Genomic DNA, 25,568 nt, shown 5'->3' on the forward strand with positions numbered 1-25,568 from the left:
AAGGATGTCAAGGAATCGCTCTGACCGCCTCCCGTAACTCCGACGCGTCGGTCCACTCGTGACACCGGGGGCCGGTCAGCAGGAGTTCGACGTGCGACGCGGCCATCCCGTTTTCGTACTTCGCCCGCTCCGTCTCCGCGTCGGCGTACCGCCGCTTGAGGACCCACGCCTTATCCCGGTACGGCGGGGCGAACAGCAACCCCAACTCCCACACGTACCCGCCCTCGAAATCTTCGATGACGGCGACGATGTGCGTCGCGCGTCCACAGAGGATATCGAACGCGCGACACCACAGCCGGATCTCCTCGGGCGTGAACCCGTAATCCTCGAGTCGAAACGCGACTGCAGGCGGGTTCGTCCGAGCGTCGAGCAGGTCGTAGACGCTCTTCCGACGGGCCGTCGCCGCTGTCTCACCGCCCGCGCCGACGTTCAGGTACCGCCGCTCGTAGGCTTTCAACTCGTCCAAATCCTCGTTCACGAGGTTTTTGATCGTCTGGTGTTCGGTCGGGGTGAGCGTGACGTCCTCCAGTCCCGCGATCAGTTCGTCCTGCGGAGGAAACGCATCGGCGTCGAAGTCGCGAGGGCCCCGATCATCGTCGTCTGGCGTCATCGAGTGACCGATGAACTCCTCTTGGTATTAATCTCGGGTCTTGTAGAGCAATCAATTGCAGTATTAACTGCGGTACTAACCGAATCTGAGTGCGAGTGTTTATGTCGATAGAACCCCAATAGAGACGTATGACACCGACGGGGACCGCAGAGCGGCGAGCGGGCGCGACGGGCTCGGAGGCCGGATTCGACACGTGGGCGGCGCTGCAGAAGGCGACCGACAGGAAGCGGGCGAATATCATCGCCGACATCGTCGGCCATCCGCGAGGGTCGATCACCGTCGAGGAGCTGGACTATCTCAACCCGGACCTCAGCGAAGACTCGATCCGTCGACATCTCGCCACGCTCCGTGACGTCGATGTCGTCAGCGAGCGCGCGCTCGCTCCGGGGGAGCGACATCGAGACTACCCGTACAAGTTCTACTCGCTCACCGACGAGGCGCGCCACCTGTTCGATGCAAATGGGTTGTTTCCGCGGGAGGCGTGGCAGCGGCAGTATCGCGCGGTCGAGAAGACGCCGCGGATCCGGGAGGTCGAGCAGATGCCGCGGCCCGACGACGCGTGATCGGTTAGCGTCGCGTTGTCAGTAACCCACGACTGAAGTCGTGGGCTTGTCAGTGACTCGGAGGTTTCCACCCACCGCTCGATCACCTCGACGCGGCGCTCGGGTCGTTGTTCGCATCCTGTCGCTCACTGCGTTTCGGTCGATTATTCTCCCTCAACGTCCCGCAAGACGACTTCCCCCGGCTCGATCCCGGCGCCGCTTGCGACTTTCACGCCCGCGTTCAGGCTCACGTTGATTCCCGTCTTCACGGCGTCGCCGAGCACCACGCCCAGCTTCCGCCGGCCCGTGTCGACGCGTTCGCCCTTCACGGTCATCCGCACGGACGCGTCGTCGTGGCGCAGATTGGCCACCTTCGTGCCGGCGCCGAGGTTCACGTCCCGACCCAAGACCGAGTCCCCCACGTACGACAGGTGCGGCACCGTCGCCTCGGCGAAGAGAATCGAGTTCTTCACCTCGACGCCGTGGCCGACGCGGGCGTCGGGACCGAGGGTGGTCGCGCCCCGAACGTACGCGTTCGGGCCGACCTCCGCGCCGGCTTTGACCACGACCGGCCCCTCGATGTGCACGCCGTCTCGCACGGTCGCGCCGTCTTCGACGACGACGGCGCCCTCCAGACGAGCGCCCTCGGCGACGGTCCCTCGGACGTCGCGCTCGACGTCCGCGAGCAGCAGTTCGTTCGCCCGCAGTAGCTCCCAGGGGCGGCCGACGTCGAGCCAGCGGCCGTCGTACTCGACGACGGAGACGTCGCGGCCGTCCGAGAGCAGCAGCTCGAGCGTGTCGGTGATCTCGTACTCGCCGCGCTCGCTCCGCTCGGTGTCGTCGATGTACTCGAACACCTCCGGATCGAAGGCGTAGCAGCCGACGTTCGCGAGGTTCGTCGGCGGGTCGGAGGGCTTCTCGACGATCGCTTCGAGCGACCCGTCGTCGCCGACGGAGGCGACGCCGTAGGACCGAGGATCCGAAACTGGGGTCGTCGCGATCGCGTGGCCCTCGGCAGCCGCGAGCGCCGCCGGGAGGTCGGGATCAACGAGCACGTCGCCGTTGAGGACGACGAAGCGCTCGTCGACGACCGGTCGCGCCTGTTCGATGGCGTGCGCCGTCCCGGCGGGGTCCCGCTGTTCGACGTAGCTGATCGGCGTGTCCCGATACGACTCGCCGAGCCGTTCGATCACGTCCTCGCCCCGGTAGCCGACCACGACGACGAACTCGTCGACGACGTCGACGCAGGCGTCGAAGACGTGTTCGAGCAGCGGGCGGCCTGCGGCGGGCAGCAGCGGCTTCGGTCGCCGGTCCGTCAGCGGCTGCATCCGCGTTCCCTGTCCGGCCGCGAGCACCACTCCGTACATATGATCGACCGACGGACCGGCGGCGTATAGGGACTGCGGTGCTCCCCCACGTAGCGCCCGGCGAGCGCGGACGGTCTCGGTCCTCGCCGGACGGATCGATGCGGGTGTGCCCCGGTGACGGGCCGCGATAGGGTCATTTATGCCGATAGACGGTATGTGTGATGTATTCGCAGAGCGGTGTGGTCGAACAGCGCGACGAACACACCGGCCGGCGGAACCGCTGACAATGGTACGTGACGACTCCTCACCGGACCCGTTCGGATCCGACGCACCGCCGAGCGTCCGCGTTATCGAGGCCGTGGCGTGGCTGCAGGGTGTCGGTTCGACGGCCCTTACCCCGCTCCAGCGGACTGTCGACGTCGCGGCGCTGAACGCTCTGTTCGACGCCGCGCGGAGGCCGTACCCCGAAGTCCGCTTTGAGTACGAGGGGTACGACGTCGCGGTCACGGGGGAGCGACCGGTCACCGTCCGCGATATCGACGCGCCCGGCGGGGGCGACCTCGCGCCGGGAACGAACGTGCTCGTGTTGGCACCGACCGACTGCGGGCACGACGAGGCGGCCTGCAACGCCCTGCTGACTGCGGCGGTGCCGGGAGCGGACGCGTCGGACGCACACGCCACGGGGACGGCGGAGGCGACAGCGGGGTTCGAGCGGACCAACGTCCTCGGCGTCGACCTCGACCCTGAGGGGACGGACCCGCTCGACCGGTGGGATTTCGAGCCCGGCGACCCGGCAGAGACCACACTCATCACGGTGGAGGGTTTCACGCGTTCGTCGGCGACACAGGCCGTCGGGAACCTCCCTGACGGCGATCGATCCGGAGGCGATCACTCCGCGCCGATCCGGGTCGACCCCGTGGTCGGTCCCGGAGAGTTGCAGTCGATCGGGATGCAGATCAACAGGTGGATCTCGGCGTGGGAGGACTCGGATCGGCAGTCGGTGGTCTGTTTTCACTCCGTCTCCGACGTGCTCGAGGTGGCCGATCTCGAACGAGTGTTTCGGTTTCTCCACCTTCTCACGGGCTGGCTGTCGTCGAAAGGCGCCGTCGCGCACTTCCACCTCGACCCCCGCGCCCACGACGAACAGACCATAAACACGCTGCGACCGCTGTTTGACGGCAGCTTCGAGATTGAGGGCAACGGGACGTGGACGCTGCACCTGCCGTAGTCCGCGGGACGTGCCAGCTTCTGGAACCATCCCGAGGCAGTGTTCAGATACGGATTGAATGGTGGAACTGTGGCGTTTTCTACGTGGTTCTACCCCGAGATCACTCGTCTCGGGGATAGACTCGACCAGACGGGATTAGGTTTTGTTGACCGAGAGGGGGCACCACGGCTGCTGATAAAGCGCAGAATTCTGTTTTCATTTCCGAACTAATGCTCTAAACTACTAAATATATAATTTATGAATTTTAACGTATGTAAAGGTGATTCATATGCGGTGAAGTTCAGTAGGACGAGTTACCGTTTGAGTCCGGTGGATCACCGGATCACGTTGGGGCGATAAAACAGTAAACCGGCTCACGGTGAGCAGTACTGGCGGATCGTTGCTGTCAGTCCGGAGAATTACGTAATACCAAATTTAAGCGAGTCAGATATAACGTTATCGTCTATTTGTTCTTCCTTGATCTCCGTGACAAACTGACGACAAAGACACCGTACTTCTCGTCGATGACGCTAACTCACTGCGGGATGCATACCACTGACATGAACTCCGATCGCGGTATGGAAACACGAGAACCGGAACAGCATCGATTAAATATCTTATAAGATAATATATTATACTCACTAAATATCAAGTAGTAAATAATTTTGGGGCAGAAACTGCCTACGGTTGGCTCAGACCATTCGCGTTCGTAGGGAATCCTTCTGGGACCACAACAGACAGGCAGCGCAAAGATATTATCACTTCTGGAAAATACTATCGTATGGCGCGATTCTCACACGTCGACCCGGCGGAGTTGCCATCTGAGAAACGTGATTTGCTTGACACCCTCTCTGACGAGGAAAATACGGACGGTGACCGGGGGCATTCGCTCAGGGGCGGGACGCTGAACGTGTACCGGACGCTCGGTCTCAATCTCCCCCTCCTCGAGGGATTTCGAAGATTTATGACGGTCGTTTGGGAGAGTTGCGGGCTCTCACCCCACGAGCGCGAAGTTGTTATCCTCGCGACCTCCTATTACGTCGGATCGCCGTACGAATGGCACCAGCACGTTCGCGTCGGCCTCGACAAGGGGCTAAAGCCAGCGCAAATCCTCGCTATTTCGCGCGAGCAACACGACGAGATATCACCGGAATTTGCCGCCCTTGTTACGTACGCGAGCCAGCTAGTCGAGGGAACTATCGACGACGAAGCCCACGAGTTGCTTGCCACACACTATGACGAGGAAACCATACTCGGCGTTGCAATGCTTAGCGGTTGTTATCTCGGACTCAGTCGCGTCCTCCAAGCTCTCGAAGTCGAGGTCGAATCAGAATTCGTTGGCTGGGATCTCGAAAACCTCTGATTCTCGACGCTCATTCGAGGATAGTCTCGACCATCTCGAATTAGAGTTTGTTGAACGAGAAGCGACGCCGAGGCTGCTGATGAAGCTCAGCATCTGCGGCAATTGCTGAGTTGTCGGATTTAGACGCCACACATTCGTTATCTATAGTCGTGTTTGCAAGTCTTGACACACTCGACCGCACGACGGCGTGCGGTCGGATATGCAATCAGTTGCAAACGTAGTATACAATCAGCTGCCGACGACAGTCTCAGTTACCGACAGCCATCGCACGTTCGACGGTGTCGGTTCCATACATTTCCGCGAGTTCTTCGTGCTGATCGGGACGGTTCTCGTATACGTATTGGAACAGGAATATCGGGGTTTGTACGGCTTGATACGTCGCCTTGTCCCACATCCGATCCTTGGTGAGATCGACTTTGATCCCGTCGATGACAAGCGTCGTCGACTGGGTCATCGAGACTGCGCCTTTTCCGGCCGCCTTGGCCGTCTCGAACTCCTCCGTCGAGTCAACGATGTCGTTCATACTGGGGATGTACGAGGTCAGGTCCTGAAGTGTCTCGTGGAGTTCCTCGACGGTGAGAGAACGTTTGTCATCGCTAAAACGGAGGACATACCGGCCATCGCCGGTCTCTTTGAGTCCGAGCTCGTCACCTTGGTAGACCTGACGGTCGTCTTCATCTTCGAGTGGTATTTGCCGCCCGTTTACTTCCAGAAGCCAGCTTCCACGCGTCGGGGGAAGAGGCGCTTTGTTCGCCGCGACGACCTGCCCGGGCGTCAGCGACCAGATCCCGACTATTCCCTTCGCGCGGTTCTCCTCCATCCGTTCGTGGTAGCCATCGATGTTGCGGATGTCGTCGTATGGGCCGTCAACCGCGATCAGCCCGGTCGCGCTAGCACTTCGAGACGTGTTGTGACGTAGTGCTGGCCATGACGGTAGTTCGCCGGTCGGCGTCATTGCGCGCATATCTTTGGTGTAATCGACTTGGCCGTCGACGAGCAAGAACAGGCGTTCAAGATTGTTGGAAGGCTTTCCCATCTCCTCGCGAAGGTCCGTCAGCGCTAACTCGGCCTCGCCGGACTCGACGATCACAGACATAGAGAGGCTCCCCACTTCGATCCCGGCCTCGGTTTCGGCGATTGTGAGGCACTCGTCGGCCTTCTTCCAGTCGTCGATGTCCCCCACCTCGGGGATAACGAAGCCATCGACGTGTTCGATCGCACCGCTGTCGGAAGTGGTGATCTTCAGGATCTGCTGAAAACCCAGATATCGCGTTGTCGCATCCTCGCGGTGCCACACGACGCGCGGGTGGATCTCACCGGGGAAATCACGACCGTATTCGGCGACGATTTCGATGACGTTCTCAACCCCTTCTGTACGCATCGGTGGCGCCGTCGCGTCCTCGTTGTCCGGGACCCAGACGTCCGGAGCCTGCATTCCTCTGAGTTGGGCCGCATTCCTGAGCATCTTAGCTGAATCGTCTTCACCGTCAACGGCAGCTGGCGATGTAAAGAACGTACGCACGAACTCTCGTGTGTAGTGTCTATTAACGTTCATATCAACCACGTTTATGGGTTCCACAGGAAGGCATTAAATTTACCGAGCAACGAGTTTGCTGCTAAAGATGGGGACACTCGTTAGAGCCGGTGTGGAGAATACCTCGAATGTTCCGGCGCGCTCGATTCGATGGGCTCGCTGCGGTTTGCGGACGCCGCTCGAGTTTAAATACGAACGATGTATGACTTGGAAGGCAGCGTTTGACGTGTTTCTCAGCGGATGAATATCTAAGTGTCATATTTTTAAGTTCAGCAAGGTAGAGGCAGAAACTGCTAACGAGTGGCTGAGTTCGTTCGCTCTCGTATGGCATCAACGTATCTGAACGCGACCGTCTCGGCAGGGCCAGAGTAAAAAGGCAGTAACCGTCTTCTGAGTGCAGTGTACCGACTCCGACGGAACTTTCACCTCGACTCTGTAACAGAAGCTATGCGAATCGCACGGATTCAGACACCGAAAGGACCTGTCAGCGGCCGCTATGCGGACGGCGTTGTCACCGCCGACGATGGAACGTACGTCGTTGGTCGCGATGGATCCCTCACCTATCCCTGTTTGCCGTCGGCGCTGTACTGTGTCGGCCGCAACTACGTCGAGACGCTTGATCAGATGGACTACGACCGCCCAGAGGTACCCGACTTCTTCATCAAACCGCCCGCCTCCCTGATCGGGCCCGAACGGTTGATCCGATACCCGTCTTGGACGGGGGAACTGACCTACGCGGGGGAACTCGCGGCGGTGATCGACGAGCGATGTCGAGACGTCGACACCGCGGACGTCCCGGCGAAGGTCCGAGGATACACCATCTTGAACGATGTCGACGCCCTCGATCAATCTGGACGGACAGCTCGAAAGGCGTTCGACACCTCCGGACCCTTGGGCCCGTGGCTCGAGACGGACCTCGATCCGCGTACACTCGATATGAAGACGGAAATCAACGGCGAGGTACGCCAAGACGCCAATACAGAATCAATGTTGTTCGACCCCTACGAGGTCATCTCGTTCCTCTCGCGCCGGTTCACGTTGCTTCCGGGTGACGTCGTCGCCTTCGGGAGTCCGGCGAATCCGGGAACGATCGAACCCGGAGACGATGTCGAGATCACGTACGAAGAGATCGGCACCCTCCGAAACTCCGTCGTCGAGGAGACAGTCTAACGGGGTCTCTTCCGATAAGAAACGCGTCTAGTCGACGCACTATCCGGTCGAGAAGTTGCGTTCGATCGATTCTCGTGGTCCTCTCTCGGAGGGACTGAGCGAACTGTTCGTCGACGAATTCGATCGGGGCGGCGAACCAACAACTCGAGAATTGTCCGCACCGCGCGGTCAGAGTCTTGACCGCTCGTTCTTGAAGCCCCCGTTTCTCCCCGTACTTGGCCGCGGCGGGTCACCGCCGCCAATACCTGTGAGTCACTCCTCACGATCGACCCGGCGATACGCACGGAGACTGGTCCGAATAAACGGATGCAGTTATACAGATACTCGAACCGAACGAACGGCGTTCAGAACGGAACCCCAATAGTACTGCCACGCGGTCCCTGAGGGGAATCTTTATCCAGTTCGATTTTGTACGTGAGAGGAAGAACGAGGATGTCAGTTTTATCAATTACGGACCTGCGCGTGTCGTATGAGGTGAGCGACGGAAAGGTCCATGCAGTAGACGGGGTCGATCTCGATATCGATGACCGCGAGATACGGGGGTTGCTCGGGGAGTCGGGGTGTGGCAAGTCCACTCTCACGGAGAGTATCGTCAGGTCTCTCTCAGACAACGCCGTGGTCGAGTCCGGCCAAATCCTCGTAAACGGCGAAAACATACTCGAGGTGTCCGAGGAGCGGCTCCGCGAGATACGGTGGGAAACGGTCGCGTTCATTCCACAAAACGCAATGGGGAGTCTCGATCCGGTGTCTCGAATCGGCGATCAAATCATCGAATCAATTCAGGCTCACCGCGACCACAGCGATAAGGAGGCCCGAAAGCGAGCTGAAGAGGTCCTCGACATCGTCAATATCAGTCCGCAGCGTCTGAACGATTACCCACATCAGCTTTCCGGCGGTATGCGCCAGCGCGTTGTCTTCGCTATGTCACTGGTGCTGGAACCCGATTTGATCATCGCAGACGAACCGACGACAGGATTGGACGTTCTCACTCGAGACCGGATACTGAACGATCTAGAGCGGTATCGGGACGAGTTCGGTATCTCCGTGCTTTTTGTCTCGCACGATATCGCCGACCTCGTCGAAACCTGCGATACGTTATCGGTGATGTACGGTGGGAAGATCGTCGAACGGGGGCCGAGTCGGCAGTTGTTTTCCGAGCCGTCTCACCCCTATACGATGGGCCTCCGCGGATCACTGCCGAGCATCCACGGCGATCCGAAAGAGCTGATTCGCATGGATATGAACCCGCCGGACCTCCGCTCGATCAAGGACGAGTGTCGATTCATCGACAAATGTCCGTTTGCGACCGAGGAGTGCGAAACGGCCCACCCGCCTTTGGAAGCCGTCCGTGACGGTATCGAAGCAGCCTGCTATCGCGCTGGCGAGGCCAGCGTGCTTCGCGATCAGGCCTCGTCTTCGGAGGTGACCTGGGTCTATGAGTGATAGTCGTCACGTCGTCACCGAAAAACTGCAAAAGAACTACGGTTCGGGGACGTTCATCTCGTCGTTGTTCGGGAACGATGAGGTCGTACGCGCCGTCGACGGCGTCGATATTGAGATTGAACGAGGAGAGGTGTACGGGCTCGTGGGGGAGAGCGGTTCGGGGAAGTCGACGCTCGGTGAAACAGTGCTTCGTCTGGAAGAACCGACGTCTGGAAGCATTTACTTCAATGGTGAAGACATCACCGAGTACTCGCGGTCCGAACTGCGCAGTTTCCGCGAGGATGCCCAGATCATCTTCCAAGATCCCTATTCCACGCTCAACCCGAAAAAGACGATCTTCAAGCTCGTGTCGGAGCCGCTTCGAAATTTCAGGGATCTCTCTCACTCCGAGTTGGAGGACCGAGTCGCCGACCTGCTCGCCGAACTCGGGCTTCGACCGCCTAAGGAGTTCCTCTATGCGTATCCCGACCAACTGTCCGGCGGGCAGCGCCAGCGGATCAACATCGCTCGTGCACTGATCGTGGAACCAGAGTTCGTGGTTGCAGACGAACCTATGTCGATGCTTGACGTATCCATTCAAGCGGGTATCCTCAGAATGCTCGACAACCTTCAGGATCGGTATGATTTCACGATGCTGTACATCTCACACGACCTCTCTATGATCAACCTAGTTTCGGATCGCGTCGGGGTTATGTATCGCGGAAACGTCGTCGAGGAGGGAACGGCCGAGGAGATCATTCACGATCCGAAACATCCGTACACACGGGCGCTCATCGACAGTCTTCCGGATCTACGGACCAAACGAAAACGCGTTATCCTCCCGGATCGAGAACACGACGATTCCACGGTTCCTTCTGGTTGCCCCTTTCACCCCCGGTGCCCCGATTCGATGGATTCCTGCTCGAAAGAAAAACCAGCGCTCGCCGAAGCCGAAGGTCGCAACGTCGCCTGCTACCTTCACCACGACAAGACCATCGACGGGTCAAAGATGCCCGACGTTGGGAATCAGCGAGCGTCAGAGAAAGAGGTGACCACTGACGGGGGGCAAACGGTATTCGAATCCGACGGGAGCGACCAGTAGAACGACAGGAGTACTGTTTTCGGTTTACTCCATCTCGTCTGGACGGCGTTCTCACCTCAGGACGTACCGCAGCAACGGGTTTCGATCGGGACGGGCTGTGGGATCCGACGGGAATCTCTCCCATCTGACCAGTGTGGTCACTCCCAGTTTCTGGCTGAACGCAATGACCGGGACCGTGGGAGCGGGTTCAACGGTTGGTCGGCCTCCTGACTCCCAATGACTGCGGCGAGGGAGACGAGTGGACCCGCGTCAAAATAGTGACTAGGAGATCTCACTTCCAGTGAAGGAGGCTGGTGGGGATGGGCAGAAGGATCAGGGGTTCGTCTGTTGAAGCAGCTATCGACCTATTACGTCGACCGCCGCGAAAAAGTGATCCTGGTCGTGCGAATTCAAGTCGTCTACTCTTCTGGATAGTAGAGCTGGCCGTCGTCGTCCCATCCGTAGCCGGCCTCCTCGAGCACCGAGCGTGCCTTATCGCGACTGAAGGTTTCGGCCATCGATGGGTGCTCGTCAGTTCCCCACCTCTGCTGGGGGTGAACGACGGTTCCGTCCGGAATGTCCGCCTGGCCGTTCATATACACTTCAACGATTTTGCTCGCGTCGGTCGCGTGGCGAATCGCCTTTCGCATCGCGATGTCGTCGAACGGTGGCTGGTCCATCCTGAACACCCACTCGCCTGTCGAGAGGCCGGGCGAGGTTGCGACCTCGATACTGTCTGGCTCGGCCATCTCAGCCGCACGGTTGGGGTCGGGTGCAGTCATCGTTACGTGGATGTTCTCTTCCTCGAGGTCTGCTCGAAGGGCCTCGAGGCTTCCTCGGGCGATGTAGATGATGCCGTCGTAGTCCGGTGCGGCCCAGTGATCCTCGTTCGTGCTGAATTCGACCCGGTCGGTGGCGACGCTTTCGACCGCCATGGGTCCGCTTCCGATGTGGTCTTCCGGAGCGAGGTCCCAAGTGACGGGTTCGTCGGATTCGGCTGCACCACTCCAGATGTGCTCGGGGAGAACTGGCAGGAACACGGACGCAGAACGGAGGAACTGGGCGTCAGGTTGCGAGAGGTTCACCCTGACGGCACCGTCGTCTCTTATTTCGGTGCTGTCGATGCTCGCCGTGTGCGGATCGTATTTCGGGAAGCTGTTCTCGGTGAGCAGGTCGAACGTGAACTTCAGGTCCTCCGCGGTGACGTCCTCCCCGTCGTGGAAGGACATATCTTCGCGGAGGTAGAGGTCGATTGTGGTGTCGTCCCGAACGTTGAATTCTTGGACCGCCCAGTTCTCGAACTCGCCGTCTAGGTTGACTCTCCGCAGCGTGTCGTAGGAGAGTTTGAACAGGAACTGCTGTGGGTTGCCGGACGGGGCGAGTGGGTTTGGTGACTGGTACTGGCCCTCTCCACCGATAATTAGGGTACTCTCACCGCCCTGCTGCGTCGCCTCGAACCACGATTTACTCGCCGAAATGTGAACGCCAACCGTGTTCGTTGGTGGAATGTCCCAGAGGTTTGTATTCACTGGCGTCGTCATATACGGACGGAACACCGACATTCGGGGGAGATCCTCGAACCAGATGTTCTGGAGTTCGGTTATCAGTTCGTTCCGTCGTTCGTCGTCGTACGTCGTCGTCAGTTCGCTATATTTCTCGTCGTATTCGCTGTTCTCGTACCGCGAGATGTTCAGCGTGTTTTCTGACTGACATAGGGACAGATAGAACTCCGGATCGATCCGGTCAGGGGAAGGTCCAAACGTGTTCTGAGCGATGTGCTCGAACTCTCCTCCCGTGTAAATATCCGAGAGGTAGGTCGACCATGACAAGGTCTCAAGATTGGTCGTAATCCCCAGGCCACGCTCCCACTGTTTTGCCAGTTCTCGAGTAATGGGGACGTAATTTTTGAACTGTGGCGCTTTGATCTGAATTGTTGGGACCTGTTCGCCACCCGGCGTGTTGCCGCCTCCCGTACACCCGGCCATCGCGATCGATGTCCCTACCGCGCCGGTTTTTAAAAATGTCCGACGGTTATACCTGTATTCCTCACTATCATTAACCATATCCACGAACTCACAATCCCAATACATATATCTATCGGAGTCTACACGGCACCGATTCGATAGTAAAACTCCTCCCGTGAGTTGGTCACTGGAAACGGTCTTTGAACCCAGTAGGGCGCAGTCCACTGTGATACCTCTCACGTCTAGTTGGCGGCGTTACACTTGTACTATTTTCCCTACTCGCGACGGCACTGTTTCGTGAGGGGTGAGATCGTTGGGACTGTGTGGAGAGAATCGAGCGCTCGGCTCGATGGGCTCGCTGCGGTCCGCATTGCCCGTCCTGCGGTCCAATAGTAGCGTTTGCCAGTTTTCGCTCACTTGATTGGCACGGTCGTTCGATCGGATGTGCGCGCAAACGCACAATACCGTCGCCCGTCTTCTCGAGAGACGAATCCATCCAGTCTCGCCCGCTCGCGGTTTTCCGGCCAGTAATCGCTTACCTATCGTAGCGTTTGCACGTCTTTACACACTCGACCGCACGACGGCGTGCGGTCGGCTGTGCAATCAGTTGCAAACGCTATTATAAACATAGCCCCGTGATGAGACACAGTGCTGGCATCCATACGGGCGGGGCCGGTTCTGGAGGAGCGGGTTTGAATCTATGTCCCATTCGACAGGCATAGTAACCGATCAGACAGCGTGATTGCTCGAAGCGGACCGCTGCCACTTGGGAAACGTTTTTATAATTGCTGTTGAATAATCGGGGTAAGGGTATATGCCAGTAAAATTCATACTAAAACGGCTTGGACGGTACTTCCTCGTATTATTCTCCCTACTTACTATCATTTTCTTTATGTTTAGGGTGATGCCTGGCGATCCTACGGCGATGCTGGTGACGGGGACATTTTCCGATGAGGCGAGACAGAGTATGCTGGAGCAGTTCGGGCTCAACCAACCGCTCCACGAACAGTACTATCTATTCTTGGTAAATGCGCTAAGAGGAGACTTGGGCGTTTCATTCTTCTACCAAGATCCGGTACTGTCGGTGCTGTATCCCAGACTTCTCAACACCCTCATCATTATGTTGCCCGGGATGTCACTCGTTGTTCTTGGCGCCTACGTGTTCGGAGCGCGCTTGGGGTGGGAGAAAGGCTCGTTCAAGGAGCGACTGGGCTCGTACACGTTCCTTTCGCTCCGTGCGATCCCTCACTTCGTTACGGGGCTGGTTCTCCTGATGATATTTTCCTACTGGCTCGGTTGGTTCCCCACGGGAGGAATGGGTCCGATTTCGGCAGAAAATGCGGGAGCAAAGGAACTGGTGACCACCCCATCCCTATATAAATACGCCGTACTTCCGTTCCTGACTGTTATCTTGCATTATCTATCTGACCCGTACTTACTGATGCGCGGGAATATGGTCACCCAACGGTCCGCAGACTACATCGGTCTCCACCGTCTCAAGGGGCTGCACGAGGAGGACATCAGAAACCACGCGGCGAAAAACAGTTTGTTGCCGCTCGTCACGTATTCGGCTACCCTCGTCGCCATCGCATTCGGTGGCGTGATACTCATCGAGGTGGTCTTCTCGTGGCCTGGCATCGGTCGTGAACTTATTCTAGCGGTCAACAGACAGGATTATCCGCTCGCACAGGCGGCGTTTATGCTCATCGGCGTCATCGTCATCACGGCGAACCTGTTAATCGACCTGTTGTACGGTTACCTTGATCCGCGAATTACCTACGGGAGGTCCTAGACAATGGTCAACCGAAACACACGGAAACGCTATACTGAGCGGTTCTATCGATCGCTATACTCTGCTCGGTCGTTCGTTTCGCCGGTGTTCGAGTCCAAACTGCGGAAGACGGCCCTGTCGATTCTGCTCGCATACCTCGGCCTCGCCCTCATCGGCCCGATGCTTCCCATCCCTGGCCCGTACATAACACAAACGACTAGCAGTGGGGAATACGTCGGTCTCGTATCTCCGAGCCTGCAGTTCCCCCTCGGAACGACCGAAGCGGGATACAGTGTCTTGAGTCAGGTGATCAATTCGTTCCGCGTCTCTGTCATCGTCGGCGGCGGTGCCGCGTTGATGGTGGTGTTTATCGGGATGAACATCGGTCTCATCTCGGGATACTTCGGAGGACGTATCGACTCCCTGTTTATGGGTATCACCGATCTGATGTACGGACTTCCCTTCTATCCGTTCGCCATTGTCTACGTCGCCGTGGGCGGACGCGGTTTGACGAATATCATCATCGTGATCGGGATCGTCCTCTGGCGTACGATCGCCCGTGTCACTCGGTCGGAGACGCTCTCGCTCAAAGAACAGGATTTCGTAAAGAGCTCGAGAGCGGTTGGGACATCGCACTTCAAAATAATGTACTTCCACATCCTTCCGAATCTGCTTCCGCTTATCGTCGTCTACTTTATGTTCGGGGCCACGTGGGGGATTCTCTTGGAAGCGAGTCTGAGCTTCCTCGGGCTCGGCGATCCGACGATGGTTTCGTGGGGTGTAATGCTCCACGACGTCTTCAACGCCGCTCTGTTCACCAGAGCCTGGTGGTGGGTGCTCGCGCCATCCATCGCGCTGTGGTTGTTCATCTGGAGCCTGTTCGTTATCACGCGGGCGCTCGAAGAAAACGTCGAGGGTACTACCGACGACGCGCGCGTCTGAATCAACCGACCGATCTTCGCTGTGCTCGACGCACGACGACCGCGATCACGAACCCCAGTTCGCGACTGGGATCACCGCCTGATCGGTGCTATCCCGGGGGTAGAGTCTTCCCGGCGGGTAGCAGATCGAAAAGCCGTTACTCTTAGGTGGACACTCGACGTGGACCGGGTATGTCGACTAGCGTACCGGACGATGGCGCGATCGGCGACTACGAACCCCGCTTCGTTACCGTCGACGGATTGGAGACGAGATATTACGAACTCGGGGAGGGTCCAGCGCTCGTCCTGATTCACGGCGGTACTTGGGGAGGGTCAAGCAGTGCGAACACGTGGGTACCGGCGCTTTCGCACTTGGCCGAGCATTTCCGCGTGTACGCGTTCGACCGACTTGGCTGCGGACTGACTGGCGCCCCAGCCGACACTGACCGGTTCGTGTTCCCTGAAGCGGTCGAGCACGCGCGAGGATTCATCGACGCGGTCGGAATCGAACGCTACCACCTCGTGGGGTCCTCTCGCGGTGCCGGAGTGGCGGCAGTTGCCGCACTTGAGGAGACAGACCGGATCGAAACAGTGACCCTGCTCAACAGCGCCACTATCTCACCGGCGAAGGGCGACCTCGGACACAGGATGTCTCGACTCAATCGCGGTATTCCCCCCGCTGACGGAAGCGTCGAACGGGAACGTGAACGGGCGGAGTACCGATACGGGACGTACTCTTACTCGACGGATCACGTCACGGATGCGGACCTAGATGCCACTGCTCGGATGGCCTGTACGGACGAGTCCCGTCGCATCGATGAGGCTTTCGAGGGAGAAGCCGGTGAGACGTTCGCAACATCGCTCGCTTCGACGATCTCGGACGCGCACAAACGAATCGCGAACGGCGAACTATCGGTTCCGACCCTCGTCTGCTGGGGTCGAAACGACGTGACGGTCTCGCTCTCAGCTGGAACCGCGCTGTTCGATATGCTCTCAGCCGCCGATGAGACGATACGACTGCGGGTCATAAACCAGTGTGGCCACCTTCCGTTCAGGGAGTACCCTGAGGAGTTCGCCAGAGTGGTCACCGAATTTGCCGATCTTGCGGGTGATAGACCACTCCGTTCAGAGTGAACGTCTATAGTAGCGTTTGCAACTGAGTGCACATCCGATCGCACGACAGCGTGTGATCGGGTGAGCGAAGACTGGCAAACGCTACTATAGCTTCGGCTGTTTCAGACAGCGCGGTTGCCCGGTCTCGATTACAGGTTTTCGATTTCGGGGTAGACTTCGTCAGCGAAGCGTTCCGCATTCTCAATGGCTTTCTCGTGCGAGAGCGTCCCGAACTGGAACCGGGTGATGAGTCGGTTGAATCCGCCGGTGATCTCGTATTGGTCCTCTATCTTTTCGATGACGGTTTCGGGGCTTCCAACGATGACCTCGCCGGTCTCGTGGAGTTCGTCGAAGTCGGCTTCCATCGCTTTGCGGCCTTTTTCGTCGCGCGAGGTTGCCATCTCTTCGTACTCGAATGCGTTGTCCTCCCGGTACTCGGAATCTCCGACGGCTTTGACGGCGCCGGACCGGTAGAGACCGCCAAGCAACTTGTCGTAGTAGTATTCGATGTGTTCTTTCGACTCCGCAATCGCTGCCTCGTCCGTTTCGCCAACGTACACCATACGGGAGATGCCGAAGTGCTCGTCGCCCGGCGTCCAGTTGTGCTCTTCTTGAGCGATTCGGCGGTACTGGTTGAACGTGTTCGAGACGTTCTGAGGCGTCGCGATGGTTCGAGCGATGGGTACCTTCCGTTCTACGGCGAAACGGATCGATCGCTCACTTTCAGCAGGCATCCACAGCGGTGGGTGTGGGTCCTGCGTTGGTCGGGGCCAGATGTAGACGTCGTCGTACTGGTAGTGCTCCCCATCCCAGTCGAAGGGCTCCTCTTCGGTCCAAGCTTTGATGATCAACGCCCATGCCTCTTCGAATCTGGATCGGGACTGGTTCGGATCGACTCCGTACGCTGCGTACTCCGAGGGAACACCGCGTACAAATCCGCTGATGAGTCGACCCTCACTGATGTTGTCGATCATCGCAGTTTCCTCAGCCACTCTGACCGGGTGACCCCGGAGCGGAAGGACGTTTCCGTACACGCCGATTTTGATATCACTCGTCCGGTCAGCCAGTGCGGTCGCGATGAGGTTAGGCGACGGCATCAGCCCGTACGCGGAATAGTGGTGTTCGTTCAGAGCGAGTGCATCAAACCCCAACTCCTCACAGTATTCCAGCTGGTCGATGTAATCTTGGTATAGTTCCTCTCCGATGTCAGGGTCGTACTGGTCATCCGAAAACGGCCAGGCGACTTCGTCCTCTACCTCTGTCCACGGCATTAGGTGGAAGACATGGACTTCCATGAAAGATAGCATTGCCACCGGCCCATTTAAATCTACTTGTGGCCCCGGGCCGGTGAGACTGATAGGACGAGTATGAGTATTGGGCGCAAACCTCCCGATAGCCATCCTCGACCACCCTAGCGTCAGTTCCCTGTCCTCAACCGACTCTGAAATCCGCATCCGCACGAATGAGGGGTACAGCTTCAATTACGAATGTGTCTACGAACGGTACGTCTCAGTGAGAGCCTAAGACCGGTACCGTCCACCGGGAGTGTAACACATTCATCCGATGATCGTCTCCGCGTAGACGTGGTGCCACGGGTGTATTCGTTCGAGTGCAAAGCCTATAGTCAGCACCGTCCGCTCATCGTGGCGCTGACCGATTACTTGGAGCCCGATCGGCAAACCCTCCGCGGTGAATCCGGCAGGGTACGAAGCCGCTGGATTCCCGGTCATATTGAACGGCCAAGTAAGCGTCCATCCGTGGTGGGAGTGGATCTCCGTCCCATCAACGGCGGTCGGGAACGGCCACGATCCATCGTCGATAAACGGCGGCACGGAAAGTGTCGGTGTTACGATCACGTCGTGATCGGTCAGAGTCTGCTGGACGGCGTCGTAGAGTTCTGTCCGCACTTCATTCGCCTGAGTGACCTCATCCGCAGATAGGGACATTCCTGCCTCGATACGCGCCTGAATGGGGTCACTGACAGAGTCCTCCGCCAGCAAATCGATATCAAATTCGTCACGGAATTGCCGATATCTCGACGCCGTACGTACCTCGAGCCCCGTTGTGAACGCCTCGTTGAGGCGTTCGTACGAGATCCCGATGGGGGGATCGACCGCCACCGTCCGTGCCCCGGCGTCCTCGAGGTCATCGATTCGCGCCTCGACGACGTCCGAGACCTGCGAGTCGATCGGAAACAACCCGTCCAACGTCCGACTATAGGCGATGGAGAGATCTCTGATACTATCGCTTTTGGCATCGATAAAGCGGTCACTCGGGGCCGGGAGACTCATCGGATCGTCCGCGTGTGGTCCGGAGACGACATCGAGTACGCGTGCCGCATCTTCGACCGTCCGAGTTATCGGACCGAGATCGACGAACGGAGTGATGCCCTCGAATGCGTTCGGGCGGGACCGCGTCGGAATCCGTCCGGGTGACGGTTTCAGCCCGACCAGACTACAGGCGCTCGCTGGAATTCGTACGGATCCGGCTGCGTCAGATCCCTGACCGACCGTTGCTAATCCGGCAGCGACGGCTGCTGCCGTTCCCCCGGACGACCCGCCGGCAGTTCGTTCCAGTGCGAACGGATTTGCGGTTCGCCCGAACAACGAGTTTTCCGTCGTCCCCTTGTGGCCGAATTCCGGCGTGTTCGTTTTCCCAAGAACGATCGCTCCTGCGCGTTCGAACCGTTCAACGACGATCGAGTCCTCCTCCGGAACGTGGTCTGCGAACAGTTCAGATCCAAACGTGTGTCGGCACCCCGCCTTGAATGCCGAGAGGTCTTTCACCGCAACCGATACGCCGTGGAGTGGACCCGGCGTCTCTCCGTTCTGGACCGCCCGTTCGAGTCGTTTCGCTTCGGTCCGAGCCTCATCGTCCAGAACGGTCACGTACGCGTTGAGTCGGGGATTGCGCGCTTCGATGTTTTGTAGATGGGCATCGACTACGTCACTCGGAGTACACTGGCCGCGACCGATTTGCGCCAGCAACTCGGAACTGCTTGCGTAAGCGATTCGTTCGTCCATACTGATTTCATTTTCCGGTGAGGGTAATAGTAACTGTGGCGTTCGTCAGATCTAGTATAAATATTATTTGGTTCTTGCCCACCAGTGAGTCTGCTCTGCCCAGAGAGGCCCCTACTTGCGAAGACTCGCGACCATTCCGTTATATCGAATCTATCGCATCGAATCTCGGTACAGCGAACCACGATATGTGTACTCGAGGCGATCTGATGCGCCGACCCCGCGGTCGAAAATTCCGGTTGGTCAGTAATTCCGTAGGTTCACTTCGATGGTGTTCGAGGCTGTTTCTACCTTCCTCGTCGCTTCCCGTTTGAACGACTGACGGGACATCCGTTTTTCGGGCGCGGCTACGCAGACGGCGCCAACGAGCGTGTCGTCTGAAAACACCGGTGCACCAAGCGCCGAGATTCCGAGTTTGTACTCCTCGTGAACATCAGCGATTTTGTCGTTACGAACCGTTTCGAGTTCCTTCTCAAATTCCTCTCTGTCAGTTATCGTAAAGCGAGTCAGTGGTTCGAAGGTAATCTTCTCGATCGCCGCCTCGCGACGATCGGGGGGCAAAAACGCGAGCGTCGTTTTCCCCGCCGCCGTGGCGTGTGGAGGGAGTGAGAGGCCAGGATACGTGTCGAGATAGATGTCGTTGTTTTCGTGGAGAGTGTAGTACACGATTGCATCGGTGCCTTCCCGTGTTATGATCGTGGCCTGTTCTTTCAGGTCCTCGGCGAGGTTCTCGATGATGGGCTTACTGACGTTGTAGAGCGCGTCGTTCTTTCTCGCGTTTACCCCGATCTCGAGCGTGGTTGCGCTCACTTGGTACCTCCCATTCTGACTCTGCAGATACCCGATCGACTCTAGGGTCGAGAGGTACCCATGGACTGTACTCAACGGCATATCAAGCGCTTCCGCGATTTCTGTCGGTGTGGACAGGTTCTCATCTCCCAGATGCTCCAAGATGTCGAACGCGATCTTGATCGTTGATAATTGACCGTGACTCATACACTCCACCAGAAACCGAGGAATAATAAACGTTGGTTTCTATTCGTATATGTCGTATCAATTCGGTCGCCTGCGAACACACCACGTTTGTGGCCGGTCGTCACCTCGATCGAGTGTCCATCAATTCTCATCACTCCAATTAAGCACAAGTGGGTCAGCACACGAGTTTTCAAGCCGAGACCTGAAAGCCGCCTATTGCTCGAAAACGGTCGCATTGCCTGAAACGAATTGCGGTCGCCTGTGCAATCAGTTGCAAACGCTACTATAGATGTTCGATCAAATACGATCCACCGCCGTCCGAGCGCGACGCGAAACACATCGATATGACAGTCGTACACGTGTTATTACCACCAGTATGTAACGGAAAATAAGTATGGACCGATGCGGCACCGACTCACACGGTTCGAATATGTCGAACCAACATCCCTCAGCGAGTGTGTGCTCCCAACGGGAGAACCCTACCGCCGGTCAGTCGTCGACGGGCTTTCCGGGAAAGTTGACGAAGTTATCGAGTCGCTCGTGTGCATCATCGAGGATGGAGGATCCGTGATAGACCAGTATCGTGTCGAAGGAGTACTCGAGAAGTCGTTCTAGGTTCTTTTCGAGGCCGATCAGGTCAGTACTGTACGGTCCGGGGGGTAGAATGGGGTACCCCGCCGGGAGACCGCGCTGGTCGGATCCGCTGACGATGTCGCCTGAGATAACGACCCCCGCATCTTCGTTCACGAAGCCGTAACTGTCGGGTTTGTGTCCCGGCAAGTGAAGCGCCTCGAAATCCCCGATGTGATCCCCATCGTCGTACCGCCGGTCGGCGTCAAAGCCGTCGAGGTCGGACTGTTCGGACGCCAACACTTGGGGATCGAACTCATCGACGATGCCCGCTACTCCACCGATGTGGTCGCCGTCAGCGTGGGTAATCACGAGTCGTTCCGGGACCACACCGGTTTCCTCGATACCGGCGATTAGACTCTCAACACTATCGTCGAACCCAGTGTCGAACAGGGTCGGAGTCGGGCCGTCGACCAGATATGCCCGGTAACGCCTTCCGTCATCCATTTCTACGGCTGTTATGTCATAGATTCCGTCACGAACTTCTGTCACGTCTGGCATCAATCGATACATTATCGCGGAGTATATTGTACTTTCTGTCGATCGGATCCTGAGCAGGCGTCTACTCGTCGTTGTGAGTAGCGGTGGGTGATCGGCGCCGAACTCAGCGTGACCTGGCCGATCATCAAGAAGGTTCAGAGCTGCTCGGGGGACGTGGCCGGGAACGTCGAGCTCCGTGTCAAAGTCTGTCCTCGAGGGGTCACGTGCTGCTTCTCCCAGCGCGTTTATCGTTCGCGCCCGATTTATATCGGTAATATCGGTGACGGTCTCCCCGTGGTTCACCGTGAGCGAGAACGATGACCGATCGTCGTATTCGATATCTGTGTGTCGGCGACGTCGCTACTATAGAGCGACGCAAACGAGTCCCCCCCTGCATCGTTCCGAAGTCGGGCTACTGCGGCGGTGTCAAGGCTTGAGCAGGATACCCGAGACCGATATCATCTTCTCGATCCGAAGCGTCGTGTATCAACGCCGGATTGCCGTTTCTGAACGATTCTATGGCAGAATCACTGCAGTCCGGTTCTATACCAGATCCCATCGGCTGACTGGAAACCGCTGTGAAGTTCGCACGCGAGTCTTTCATTTCCTGTTGGGAAAGAGAACAGATGAGAACACAGAGCAACCGCGTCGGGATAGACTTTTCACGGGCTAGAGTAATTTGAGGGATATGGTAGACAGTCTCGATACACAGGAATGGATAGATCTTTCAATTACCGTCGATCCCACCGTGCCGAAAATGCCGGTCCTCCCCTGTCCGGAGTTTGAACGAGTCAGCGAGCAGAGCGAAACGTCTCTTCAAGTGACCAACTATTGCCTGACGACCCACATCGGAACGCACGTAGACGCGCCATCCCACGCGATCGCGGATGGGGACCCGATCGACGAGCTGGCGGTCGACAGGTTCGTCACGACAGCCCACGTCGTAGCCGTGGACGCTGATCCGCTCCAAGCGATCGATGTGGACGATGTGGCGCCGGCTCTCAAGGACCTCGATTCCGGCGACGCCGTTATCGTTCGAGCCGGCTGGGAGGACCACGCCAAAACGGAGACCTATCACGAACATCCGTATTTCACCCCGGACCTCGCAGAGTGGTTTGTGGAACAGGGCGTCGACCTCGTGGGAATGGATTTCCTGACGCCGGATATGCCACCGAGCGAGCGACCCGAAGGCTTCGATTACCCCATTCACACGACGCTCCTCGATGACGACGTGATCATCCTGGAGAACCTCTCAAATACCGCGGATCTCGTCGGAGAAACCGTAACGCTCCTCGTGGCGCCAATTAAACTCGGAGACGCTGACGGCGCCCCGGTTCGGGCGATGGCGTCGAAACCGTCTCGGTAGGTATCCGAACACGAGTGCTCCCCTCCTATCGATATTCGAGGCGACCGGTGTGTCAAACGGGGACGGTCACAATACATCTCCTCTCCGATGACTTTTGCTAGCTCGGACGGTATGATGTCTACGCAGAAGCGTGTACCTCCTCCGAGGGGAACTTATCGACAACCGCCTCGGCACTCGATCTCCCACTTGTGTGATAATCCGTTCATTATCTGCAGTTACCTTCGATAGAAGTGTCCGCTTCACGTCATCTGTCCGGTGGCAGTTGTGAGGCAACCATTTAGGAAGTACTGGTTACTGCCCTTCTTTGCCGCAAGAGGTACCACCAAGCCGGCAGTCGGTGAGAAGTCACTGTGAATAAGGCTGTAGGGAAGGAACGATTGATCAGCGGATATTCGGGACGGTTGTTCTTGACGGTCTCGTTCGGGTGGTTGCTCGTTCAGATGGGACGGCAGCTCATCCCGCCATTGTTACCGAATATCACCAGTGACTTTGGAATATCATCGGCGCAAGCCGGCGTAGCGCTTTCGATGATGTGGGGTCTCTACGCCCTGTTCCAGTATCCAAGTGGTCGACTGTCGGACCGGCTCTCGCGAAAAACGGTTCTCGCAGCCGGAATTATTCCGCTCGTCATCGGATTTCTTGTTCTCTTAGTTACCACCTCCTACGGGGCATTCCTGTTCGGACTCGCCGTCATCGGTGTCGGTGCGGGGCTCTATCCGACAGCCGCTCGAGCGTTGACCTCGGATCTCTTCGTTGCTCGTCGCGGGCAGGCATTCGGTCTCCACACCGCGTCGGGAGATATCGGGAATGCGTCCGCGGCTGGTCTTGCAGTGGCGGCGGTCGCCCTCGCGACGTGGCAGGCGGCATTTCTCCCCATAGTCATTCTGCTTGCCGGGACACTACTGGCGATCCACGTCTGGAGCCGCGAGGAATACACCGTCGGGATGATCTCTCTCGATGTCAGGTCCACCGGTTGGCGGCTACTCGGGAACGCACGATTGCGGTGGCTCCTTGCAGCCTACGCTATGTTCGCGTTTACTTGGCAGAGTACCACGATGTTTTTACCGACGCTGCTACAGGTCGAGAAAAACTTCTCGGTCGGTCTGGCGAGCGCTGGCTTCGCACTGTATTTTGTCATCGGTTCGATCATCAAACCACTCGCGGGACTCGTTGGCGACAGGGTCGGTCGCGCAATTACAGCGGTCGGCGCCCTCCTGATCGGTATCGTTGGTCTCGTGGGACTGATTGTGGCATCGACGACACCACTGATATTTCTCGCCATCGGTGTCTTCGCGACCGGGTTGATGTCGTTCCCACCGGTGATGCAAGCGTTCCTGATGGACCTGTTCCCGGACGGGAGCATGGGTGGGGACCTCGGCGCTATACGGTCGTTCTATATCGGATTCGGCGCCCTCGGCCCCGCCTACGTCGGATTCATCGCGGAGATCGAAAGCTACACGGCCTCGTTTATCACCCTCGTTGCGTGTCTGGTTATCGGCGCCGGCATTGTCACGAGCATCGAACTCCGATCGTGATACTCGAGTTAGCGCCCCTCGTCTTGGCCTCGACCACGAAGAGCACGTGACCCGTGCGTGCCGAGGTGCGGCCTCGACCCCTCTTTCAGAACTGGCGCTCGAATTCGATCGGACTCGACTGGGTGTAGTGCGGACCGCCGAGGCGACCGACTGTGTCGAGCTCTCTTGAGTCGATCTGTCCGTTTTTCATTCCCTCCTCCGAGACGTGGAAGTACTGCACTTCGCCCAAGATCATCAGTCGGTCGTGAACGGTCACCGTGTCGTAGAGAGTACATTCCATGGTGACAGCGGCGTCTGCGACCCTAGGTGGACCGATTCGTCGACACGGCGCCCGGTCGAGTTCGACGAGATCGAATTCGCTCTCGTCTCGGGGAAGGTTCGCCGCCGTGGTGTCCATTTTCTCGAGGGTAGCGGTTGTGACGACGTTAACAGCGAACTCTTCGGTCTCGAGTGTGTTCCGGGCGGTATCTTTCAGTCCGCCGGCGGATTCAGTCGGTGTGTTGAATACCACGACTGGATGACTGGAGCCGACGTAGGTATACGAACTGAACGGCGCTAGATTATCGACATCCGTCTCGCTGGTCGTGCTGATCCAAGCGATCGGCCGCGGCGTGACCGCGGTTTTTATGATTCTCGCGATTTCCCGTTCTTCCAGTTCCCTCGGGTCGTGCTCTTTCATCTGAAACGCCCCGTTCGAGAACCGTGCGTTCTGATCTGTCGACGCATCGGTTTCAGTGTGACGTGTTCTGTGGCTAAAACTGACCGGTTTTCCTGACCGTACCGACCAACACGGTCCCAACCGTAGCTATAGTAGCGTTTGCAAGTCTTCGCTCACTTGATCGCACGACCGCGTACGATCGGATGCGCAATTAGTTGCAAACGCTACTATATACCGTTCCGGAGGTGAGAAGTTGTGTGGGGAAGCGAATCCGTACCGATCACGGCGACGTACGGGTAGCAGAGACGGCCTCCGTCGGCTGCTTCGAGATGTCTCATACCTTCTTTCGACAGCCTCCCGAACGGGACGACCGACCGATTTCGTTCGCGAGTCCGGTGGACAGATAGCGGGGAAACGGATCGTCACTCGTTTGGGGAAGCGTTCGACCGCTCCGCTATCATCGTCGCAGTTGTGTCGGCCCAATCGCCCCAGAGAAACCCGGCAGTTCCGATGTCCGCCCAGCAGACGTGCGTGAGGAAAAGTCCCGCATAGACTCCCGGAAGCCCGTACCCCAAGATAATACCGGCGACGAACGAGAACCCGAGCAAAAAGAGGAACACCCCGACGAATCTGGCGTAAAACGGCGTCCGGGTGTCACCCGAACCGCGTAACGTGCCCGCGAGCGGGAAGAAAATGCCGAAAAACAGCATCGAGACGGCGAAGACGCGGGTAAACGCGATGGTCTACCCGATGGTCGTTGGATCGCGGGTAAATATCCCCGCTACGATAGGGTGAAATCGGAACGTCATCGAACTGATTCTCCGCGAAGTCAAACGAAGAACGTCTTCGTTTCAAACTGCGTCAGCCACGTTGAGCAGAAAACCGCCGAAAAGTGGCTCC

General features: G+C 57.9%; 21 protein-coding genes. 11 read left to right on the plus strand and 10 right to left on the minus strand.

From position 1 onward, the window contains the following. Window positions 1-7: 7 nt before the first annotated feature. Window positions 8-610: a hypothetical protein gene (locus ACT3HL_RS03420; RefSeq protein ID WP_445085409.1), complete on the minus strand. Its 603-nt coding sequence runs from the start codon at window positions 608-610 to the stop codon at window positions 8-10. Window positions 611-738: 128 nt separating this feature from the next. Here ACT3HL_RS03420 and ACT3HL_RS03425 point away from each other — a divergent pair, with 128 nt between their 5' ends. Further along, window positions 739-1,173 (plus strand): ArsR family transcriptional regulator, encoded by a 435-nt coding sequence (locus ACT3HL_RS03425; protein WP_445085410.1) that lies wholly within the window; start codon window positions 739-741, stop codon window positions 1,171-1,173. A gap of 143 nt (window positions 1,174-1,316) precedes the next feature. On the opposite strand, the gene glmU is transcribed toward ACT3HL_RS03425, so the two are convergent. Next, a complete protein-coding gene (gene glmU, locus ACT3HL_RS03430; protein ID WP_445085411.1) occupies window positions 1,317-2,519 on the minus strand; it encodes a bifunctional sugar-1-phosphate nucleotidylyltransferase/acetyltransferase in 1,203 nt (400 codons plus the stop codon). Window positions 2,520-2,745: 226 nt separating this feature from the next. Between glmU and ACT3HL_RS03435 the strand changes: the two genes are divergently transcribed. Next, the gene (locus ACT3HL_RS03435) at window positions 2,746-3,687 is read left to right on the plus strand and encodes a DUF7504 family protein (protein ID WP_445085412.1); all 942 of its coding nucleotides are present in this window, start codon (window positions 2,746-2,748) and stop codon (window positions 3,685-3,687) included. Window positions 3,688-4,447: 760 nt separating this feature from the next. Beyond that, on the plus strand, window positions 4,448-5,029 hold the full coding sequence (locus ACT3HL_RS03440; RefSeq protein WP_445085413.1) for a carboxymuconolactone decarboxylase family protein: 582 nt from the start codon (window positions 4,448-4,450) through the stop codon (window positions 5,027-5,029). 247 nt (window positions 5,030-5,276) lie between these two features. Here the strand turns inward: ACT3HL_RS03440 and aceB are convergent, their stop codons facing one another. After that, complete coding sequence (gene aceB, locus ACT3HL_RS03445; protein ID WP_445085786.1) at window positions 5,277-6,584, minus strand: malate synthase AceB; 1,308 nt, start codon at window positions 6,582-6,584, stop codon at window positions 5,277-5,279. A 426-nt stretch (window positions 6,585-7,010) separates the two neighbouring features. On the opposite strand from aceB, the gene ACT3HL_RS03450 reads away from it, so the two are divergent. From ACT3HL_RS03450 to ACT3HL_RS03460, 3 genes are all read left to right on the plus strand, one after another. Further along, complete coding sequence (locus ACT3HL_RS03450) at window positions 7,011-7,733, plus strand: fumarylacetoacetate hydrolase family protein (RefSeq protein WP_445085414.1); 723 nt, start codon at window positions 7,011-7,013, stop codon at window positions 7,731-7,733. A gap of 474 nt (window positions 7,734-8,207) precedes the next feature. Then, window positions 8,208-9,176 carry an oligopeptide/dipeptide ABC transporter ATP-binding protein gene (locus ACT3HL_RS03455; RefSeq protein WP_445085415.1) on the plus strand — a complete coding sequence of 323 codons (969 nt, stop codon included), beginning with the start codon at window positions 8,208-8,210 and terminating at the stop codon, window positions 9,174-9,176. Further along, window positions 9,169-10,257: an oligopeptide/dipeptide ABC transporter ATP-binding protein gene (locus tag ACT3HL_RS03460; RefSeq protein ID WP_445085416.1), complete on the plus strand. Its 1,089-nt coding sequence runs from the start codon at window positions 9,169-9,171 to the stop codon at window positions 10,255-10,257. The genes ACT3HL_RS03455 and ACT3HL_RS03460 overlap by 8 nt, the downstream gene beginning before the upstream one ends. Before the next feature lie 398 nt (window positions 10,258-10,655). Here the strand turns inward: ACT3HL_RS03460 and ACT3HL_RS03465 are convergent, their stop codons facing one another. After that, complete coding sequence (locus ACT3HL_RS03465; protein ID WP_445085417.1) at window positions 10,656-12,299, minus strand: ABC transporter substrate-binding protein; 1,644 nt, start codon at window positions 12,297-12,299, stop codon at window positions 10,656-10,658. A gap of 715 nt (window positions 12,300-13,014) precedes the next feature. Between ACT3HL_RS03465 and ACT3HL_RS03470 the strand changes: the two genes are divergently transcribed. From ACT3HL_RS03470 to ACT3HL_RS03480, 3 genes are all read left to right on the plus strand, one after another. Next, window positions 13,015-13,992 carry an ABC transporter permease subunit gene (locus tag ACT3HL_RS03470; protein WP_445085418.1) on the plus strand — a complete coding sequence of 326 codons (978 nt, stop codon included), beginning with the start codon at window positions 13,015-13,017 and terminating at the stop codon, window positions 13,990-13,992. An 84-nt stretch (window positions 13,993-14,076) separates the two neighbouring features. Then, entirely contained in the window at window positions 14,077-14,913 is an 837-nt protein-coding gene (locus ACT3HL_RS03475; protein WP_445085419.1) for an ABC transporter permease subunit, read from the plus strand. A gap of 170 nt (window positions 14,914-15,083) precedes the next feature. Continuing rightward, window positions 15,084-16,025, plus strand: coding sequence for an alpha/beta fold hydrolase (locus ACT3HL_RS03480; protein ID WP_445085420.1), 942 nt, complete (start codon window positions 15,084-15,086; stop codon window positions 16,023-16,025). 128 nt (window positions 16,026-16,153) lie between these two features. Here the strand turns inward: ACT3HL_RS03480 and ACT3HL_RS03485 are convergent, their stop codons facing one another. From ACT3HL_RS03485 to ACT3HL_RS03500, 4 genes are all read right to left on the minus strand, one after another. Next, window positions 16,154-17,299, minus strand: a complete 1,146-nt coding sequence (locus ACT3HL_RS03485) for an LLM class flavin-dependent oxidoreductase (protein WP_445085421.1) — start codon at window positions 17,297-17,299, stop codon at window positions 16,154-16,156. A gap of 261 nt (window positions 17,300-17,560) precedes the next feature. Next, the gene (locus ACT3HL_RS03490) at window positions 17,561-19,027 is read right to left on the minus strand and encodes an amidase family protein (protein WP_445085422.1); all 1,467 of its coding nucleotides are present in this window, start codon (window positions 19,025-19,027) and stop codon (window positions 17,561-17,563) included. A 240-nt stretch (window positions 19,028-19,267) separates the two neighbouring features. Further along, complete coding sequence (locus ACT3HL_RS03495) at window positions 19,268-20,020, minus strand: IclR family transcriptional regulator domain-containing protein (protein ID WP_445085423.1); 753 nt, start codon at window positions 20,018-20,020, stop codon at window positions 19,268-19,270. Window positions 20,021-20,488: 468 nt separating this feature from the next. Further along, window positions 20,489-21,412 (minus strand): MBL fold metallo-hydrolase, encoded by a 924-nt coding sequence (locus ACT3HL_RS03500; protein ID WP_445085424.1) that lies wholly within the window; start codon window positions 21,410-21,412, stop codon window positions 20,489-20,491. Between the two features lie 385 nt (window positions 21,413-21,797). Here ACT3HL_RS03500 and ACT3HL_RS03505 point away from each other — a divergent pair, with 385 nt between their 5' ends. Further along, entirely contained in the window at window positions 21,798-22,475 is a 678-nt protein-coding gene (locus tag ACT3HL_RS03505) for a cyclase family protein (protein WP_445085425.1), read from the plus strand. Between the two features lie 350 nt (window positions 22,476-22,825). Further along, window positions 22,826-24,010: an MFS transporter gene (locus ACT3HL_RS03510; protein WP_445085426.1), complete on the plus strand. Its 1,185-nt coding sequence runs from the start codon at window positions 22,826-22,828 to the stop codon at window positions 24,008-24,010. Between the two features lie 85 nt (window positions 24,011-24,095). Here ACT3HL_RS03510 and ACT3HL_RS03515 read toward each other — a convergent pair whose 3' ends face one another. Beyond that, window positions 24,096-24,689, minus strand: coding sequence for a flavin reductase (locus ACT3HL_RS03515; RefSeq protein WP_445085427.1), 594 nt, complete (start codon window positions 24,687-24,689; stop codon window positions 24,096-24,098). A 401-nt stretch (window positions 24,690-25,090) separates the two neighbouring features. Beyond that, window positions 25,091-25,378, minus strand: coding sequence for a hypothetical protein (locus ACT3HL_RS03520; RefSeq protein ID WP_445085428.1), 288 nt, complete (start codon window positions 25,376-25,378; stop codon window positions 25,091-25,093). Between the last annotated feature and the right edge of the window lie 190 nt (window positions 25,379-25,568).

This window comes from Halobellus sp. GM3 (assembly GCF_052545375.1).

Excerpts from the sequence above, each read along its gene's own strand:
- ACT3HL_RS03420 (WP_445085409.1), bottom strand. The coding sequence starts at position 610 with ATGACGCCAGACGACGATGATCGGGGCCCTCGCGACTTCGACGCCGAT.
- ACT3HL_RS03425 (WP_445085410.1), top strand. The coding sequence starts at position 739 with ATGACACCGACGGGGACCGCAGAGCGGCGAGCGGGCGCGACGGGCTCG.
- glmU (WP_445085411.1), bottom strand. The coding sequence starts at position 2,519 with ATGTACGGAGTGGTGCTCGCGGCCGGACAGGGAACGCGGATGCAGCCG.
- ACT3HL_RS03435 (WP_445085412.1), top strand. The coding sequence starts at position 2,746 with ATGGTACGTGACGACTCCTCACCGGACCCGTTCGGATCCGACGCACCG.
- ACT3HL_RS03440 (WP_445085413.1), top strand. The coding sequence starts at position 4,448 with ATGGCGCGATTCTCACACGTCGACCCGGCGGAGTTGCCATCTGAGAAA.
- aceB (WP_445085786.1), bottom strand. The coding sequence starts at position 6,584 with ATGAACGTTAATAGACACTACACACGAGAGTTCGTGCGTACGTTCTTT.
- ACT3HL_RS03450 (WP_445085414.1), top strand. The coding sequence starts at position 7,011 with ATGCGAATCGCACGGATTCAGACACCGAAAGGACCTGTCAGCGGCCGC.
- ACT3HL_RS03460 (WP_445085416.1), top strand. The coding sequence starts at position 9,169 with ATGAGTGATAGTCGTCACGTCGTCACCGAAAAACTGCAAAAGAACTAC.
- ACT3HL_RS03465 (WP_445085417.1), bottom strand. The coding sequence starts at position 12,299 with ATGGTTAATGATAGTGAGGAATACAGGTATAACCGTCGGACATTTTTA.
- ACT3HL_RS03470 (WP_445085418.1), top strand. The coding sequence starts at position 13,015 with ATGCCAGTAAAATTCATACTAAAACGGCTTGGACGGTACTTCCTCGTA.
- ACT3HL_RS03480 (WP_445085420.1), top strand. The coding sequence starts at position 15,084 with ATGTCGACTAGCGTACCGGACGATGGCGCGATCGGCGACTACGAACCC.
- ACT3HL_RS03485 (WP_445085421.1), bottom strand. The coding sequence starts at position 17,299 with ATGGAAGTCCATGTCTTCCACCTAATGCCGTGGACAGAGGTAGAGGAC.
- ACT3HL_RS03490 (WP_445085422.1), bottom strand. The coding sequence starts at position 19,027 with ATGGACGAACGAATCGCTTACGCAAGCAGTTCCGAGTTGCTGGCGCAA.
- ACT3HL_RS03495 (WP_445085423.1), bottom strand. The coding sequence starts at position 20,020 with ATGAGTCACGGTCAATTATCAACGATCAAGATCGCGTTCGACATCTTG.
- ACT3HL_RS03505 (WP_445085425.1), top strand. The coding sequence starts at position 21,798 with ATGGTAGACAGTCTCGATACACAGGAATGGATAGATCTTTCAATTACC.
- ACT3HL_RS03515 (WP_445085427.1), bottom strand. The coding sequence starts at position 24,689 with ATGAAAGAGCACGACCCGAGGGAACTGGAAGAACGGGAAATCGCGAGA.
- ACT3HL_RS03520 (WP_445085428.1), bottom strand. The coding sequence starts at position 25,378 with ATGCTGTTTTTCGGCATTTTCTTCCCGCTCGCGGGCACGTTACGCGGT.